Origin of the sequence: Mesorhizobium sp. M7A.F.Ca.CA.002.09.1.1 (genome assembly GCF_003998555.1) — a bacterium.
Taxonomy (GTDB): Bacteria; Pseudomonadota; Alphaproteobacteria; order Rhizobiales; family Rhizobiaceae; genus Mesorhizobium; species Mesorhizobium ciceri.
In genome coordinates, this window is the sequence record NZ_RZRR01000635.1 from 1 (window position 1) to 3,399 (window position 3,399).

Genomic DNA, 3,399 nt, shown 5'->3' on the forward strand with positions numbered 1-3,399 from the left:
ATAAGAGACAGCGTGGTGGTCGAGCGGCGGGTGCAGGTCGGAAAAATTATCCGCATACTGGTCGGCCGAGAGCCTGCCGCCCGCAATGCCTTCCCTGAATTGGCCTTCTGGCATCGTCAGTTCCCCATGTTTTCTTTTGGAGAAGGCTAGCACGTTTTATTTTTTTATCAATTGGTCAATTTTCGACGCAAGTCACTGAAAAGGCTCGGCAATAACATGATTTTTTTACTCATATTATTGCGACTGCGGTCGGGCTTGCAGTGCGAGCGAAAGGCCAGGCTCAAGCTTGCGGCCATGGATGGCCCTGACCTCCTGCGCCACCAATTCCTGCAATCGCCACAGATTGCGGTCGCGGATGCCGAATGCTTCGAGATGGCTGACCGTGTTGTAGAGATATTCGGCGCCGGATCCGATATGCCCGCAGGCTCTGGCCAGCACGCTCGCCACTCTGTCCAGCGGCTGGTTCAGCGACGTTCCCCTGCCCTTCACGCCGACCCAGAAGCCGAGCGCGCGCAGCTTACCCTGCGGCGTATGCACCGGCAGCCAGCGAACCGTCTCGATGCTTTCATGGTCGCTGATCTCGCGCCGCAACAGCCTTTCGATCTGCGCCGGCTTCTCACCCTCCGGCAAGCGATAGATCACGCCGTTGCAGCGCCCGCCCCGCTCGAGCGCCATCATCAACCCAGGCTGCTCGGCGCTGCCGCGCCAGCGCACCATGTCGAGGCAGAAGGAGCGGTGCCAGCCGAAGGCTGTGGCGAGCTGTTGCTCGACCGACTCGAATTCCGGCTTCCAGATCAGCGACCCATAGGCGAACACCCATAACGGTCCCTCATCGGCTTCATTGGACAGTCGCAAGGCGAGGGTTCGAAAGTCCTCGTCGTTCATGTCTGTCCAGCTCGGGTCCGGACCGGGATCGGCCTCTTCCCGATGGCACAGTGCGACAAGCTCGGGCGTGAGCGACATCAAGCGCATGGACGACAACCCCTCATGACCGCAGAGAAATCGAAAACCGCTGGATGCGCAATCAGGGAACGCTTGGCACACACACCCATTGTTGTCCGGGCGGTGTCGGATTTCCGTCGTGAGGATCGTCCTATGGTGGACGACGATCGATCCATGAAAGGTGAGGAGACCGAAAATGCCAAAAACCCCGATGCCCTTCTTCTGGTACGAATTGATGACATCAGATCTCGACGCCGCCGAGGCGTTCTACACCCAAGTGGTCGGCTGGACGGCGCAGCCCTTCGATAAGGCACCCGGCATGCCGCGCTACATCGTCATGAATGTCGGCGAACGTGGCGTCGGCGGCCTGATGACCTTGCCCGAGGATGCCGCCAAGATGGGCATGCCGCCTGCCTGGCTCGGCTATATCCACACCAGGGATGTCGATGCCGCAACTGCATCGCTGGAGAAAGCCGGCGGCACCGTTCACCGCCAGCCCGACGACATTCCGGGCGTCGGCCGCTTTGCCGTCGTCGCCGATCCGCAAGGCGCGACCTTCATGTTCCTGCAGCCGAACGGTCCCGACCAGCCTGTCGTGCCGGCCAGCACGCCGGGCCACATCGGCTGGCACGAGCTTTACACGTCGGACTGGAAAGCCGCGTTCGATTTCTATTCCGACCAGTTCGGCTGGGTCGACGCCGGCGATTTCGACATGGGCCCGATGGGCACGTACCAGACTTTTACGGCCGGCCCCGAATCCGGCGGCGGCATCATGAACAAGCCCGCGCAGATCCCGGTCCCGGTCTGGCAATTCTACTTCAACGTTGCGGCCATCGACGCGGCGGCCAAACGGGTCACCGACAATGGCGGCAAGATCCTGATGGGGCCGATGGAGGTCCCCGGCGGCAGTTGGATCGTGCAGTGCCAGGACCCGCAAGGCGCGCACTTCGCCTTGATGGCGCCAGTCCGCTGACGGCGATCGAACACCGCTGACACAAAGTGCGGGCTTTCATCGGACCACCGATGAAGGCCTCTCCCCTGCCTGGCGCCGCCTCATTCCGGCGCCAGCACCGCAACCTTCAACTCAGCTTTTTTCGCGCCGCTGAACTGAACGGTGGCCGGGCCGGGCGCAAGCTTGAAGCGCACGCTCTTGCGGATGCCAGGGCATGTTTTCACGCCACTGTAGCCCGCCGACTTGATGGCCTGGCCATCCTGGATGACATCGATCCAGGCCTCCCCCGAGAGACTTATCTGGATGGCTCCCTCGGATGGCACCTCCACGCTGGCGACGGCCCCGAAACTGTCTGATGCCGGCGCACGTTCGGGCGCTACCGCAAAACCGGCTTTCTCTACCGGCACCAGCGCCAGGTCCGCAGCCGCACCAACCGCCAGTGCCGCTCCGGACGGCGTTGCCGGTGCCGCGGCAAACAGGGTCTGCTCCCGCGTCACGGGCCACTTGAAGGCCTCACAGCCGGCGTCCTCGGCCATGGCAAAGCTGGTGCCTGCAAGAATTGCGAAGAGGCTGATGGCGACTTTTTTCATGGCAAAGGGAACCCACATTTCTAGAGTGGCCGCACTAATACAACCGCAACGATAGAAATACAACCCTTGCGGGAAAAATGTGAAGGGTCAAGCTGGGGACATTTTCAATCACCGATTGTTGACGCCAGGCCATGGGAAGTGAATGGTCCATTCCTGGGCGATAATCTATGGCCGGACGGATTGAAAATGGAGTCATTATGAAGCTTTTCGAAAGCCTCTCCAGATACCAGCCGCAGGCGCTCGGCGTGTTGCGCATCATGACCGCGCTGCAGTTCATCGAGCATGGCAGCCAGAAACTGTTCAACTTCCCCGTCAGCGTCGATCCCCACGCCCTTTCCGGGCTGACCACGACTGCCGCCATCCTCGAATTCGCCGGCGGCATCCTGCTCGCGCTGGGCCTGTTCACGCGACCGGTGGCATTCCTTCTGGCCGGCGAAATGGCGATCGCCTATTTCATGGCGCACATGCCGCGCGACTTCTTCCCGGTCAACAATGGCGGCGATTCGGCGATCTCGTTCTGCTTCATCTTCCTCTATCTGGTGTTTGCCGGCGCCGGCGCCTTCGCGCTGGACAGCCGCCGCAGCGCCTGACGCCAGAAAGAGGATGCGGGCCTGGTGCATGTCGCCCAAAAGTGCCCGGCGGTTTTGGGACAACGACATCCACAAAACAGGAATCTGAAGCGCATCGGCGAAGCCGAAGCGCTTCAAGCACGCATCCGTTCGAAATTGGCGTCGAACAGCGGCACCGCCTGAATGCGCGCCGCATGGCGCTTGCCCAGCAGCTCGATCTCGAAGCCGTCGCTCTCATCAGCGATCTCCTTCGGCACATAGCCGACGGCGACGGATTTCTTCGAATGATGCGCATAGCCACCCGACGTCACCAAGCCGCGCACCGCACCATCGAACCAGATCGGCT

The 3,399-nt window shown here is 61.4% G+C and carries 5 protein-coding genes; 2 read left to right on the forward strand and 3 right to left on the reverse strand.

From position 1 onward, the window contains the following. Nucleotides 1-234: 234 nt before the first annotated feature. Nucleotides 235-972 (reverse strand): gamma-glutamylcyclotransferase, encoded by a 738-nt coding sequence (locus EN994_RS23520; protein WP_024501513.1) that lies wholly within the window; start codon nt 970-972, stop codon nt 235-237. Nucleotides 973-1,138: 166 nt separating this feature from the next. Between EN994_RS23520 and EN994_RS23525 the strand changes: the two genes are divergently transcribed. Further along, nucleotides 1,139-1,915, forward strand: coding sequence for a VOC family protein (locus EN994_RS23525; protein ID WP_013530891.1), 777 nt, complete (start codon nt 1,139-1,141; stop codon nt 1,913-1,915). Between the two features lie 80 nt (nt 1,916-1,995). On the opposite strand, the gene EN994_RS23530 is transcribed toward EN994_RS23525, so the two are convergent. Continuing rightward, a complete protein-coding gene (locus EN994_RS23530) occupies nt 1,996-2,484 on the reverse strand; it encodes a hypothetical protein (RefSeq protein WP_084652544.1) in 489 nt (162 codons plus the stop codon). 197 nt (nt 2,485-2,681) lie between these two features. Between EN994_RS23530 and EN994_RS23535 the strand changes: the two genes are divergently transcribed. Further along, nucleotides 2,682-3,074: a DoxX family protein gene (locus EN994_RS23535; RefSeq protein WP_013530889.1), complete on the forward strand. Its 393-nt coding sequence runs from the start codon at nt 2,682-2,684 to the stop codon at nt 3,072-3,074. A 113-nt stretch (nt 3,075-3,187) separates the two neighbouring features. Here EN994_RS23535 and EN994_RS23540 read toward each other — a convergent pair. Then, on the reverse strand, nt 3,188-3,399 hold a 212-nt coding region (locus EN994_RS23540; RefSeq protein ID WP_164746110.1), incomplete at its 5' end, for a glycine cleavage T C-terminal barrel domain-containing protein.

Coding starts and splice junctions, on each gene's coding strand:
- EN994_RS23520 (WP_024501513.1), bottom strand. CDS start 972: ATGCGCTTGATGTCGCTCACGCCCGAGCTTGTCGCACTGTGCCATCGG.
- EN994_RS23525 (WP_013530891.1), top strand. CDS start 1,139: ATGCCAAAAACCCCGATGCCCTTCTTCTGGTACGAATTGATGACATCA.
- EN994_RS23530 (WP_084652544.1), bottom strand. CDS start 2,484: ATGAAAAAAGTCGCCATCAGCCTCTTCGCAATTCTTGCAGGCACCAGC.
- EN994_RS23535 (WP_013530889.1), top strand. CDS start 2,682: ATGAAGCTTTTCGAAAGCCTCTCCAGATACCAGCCGCAGGCGCTCGGC.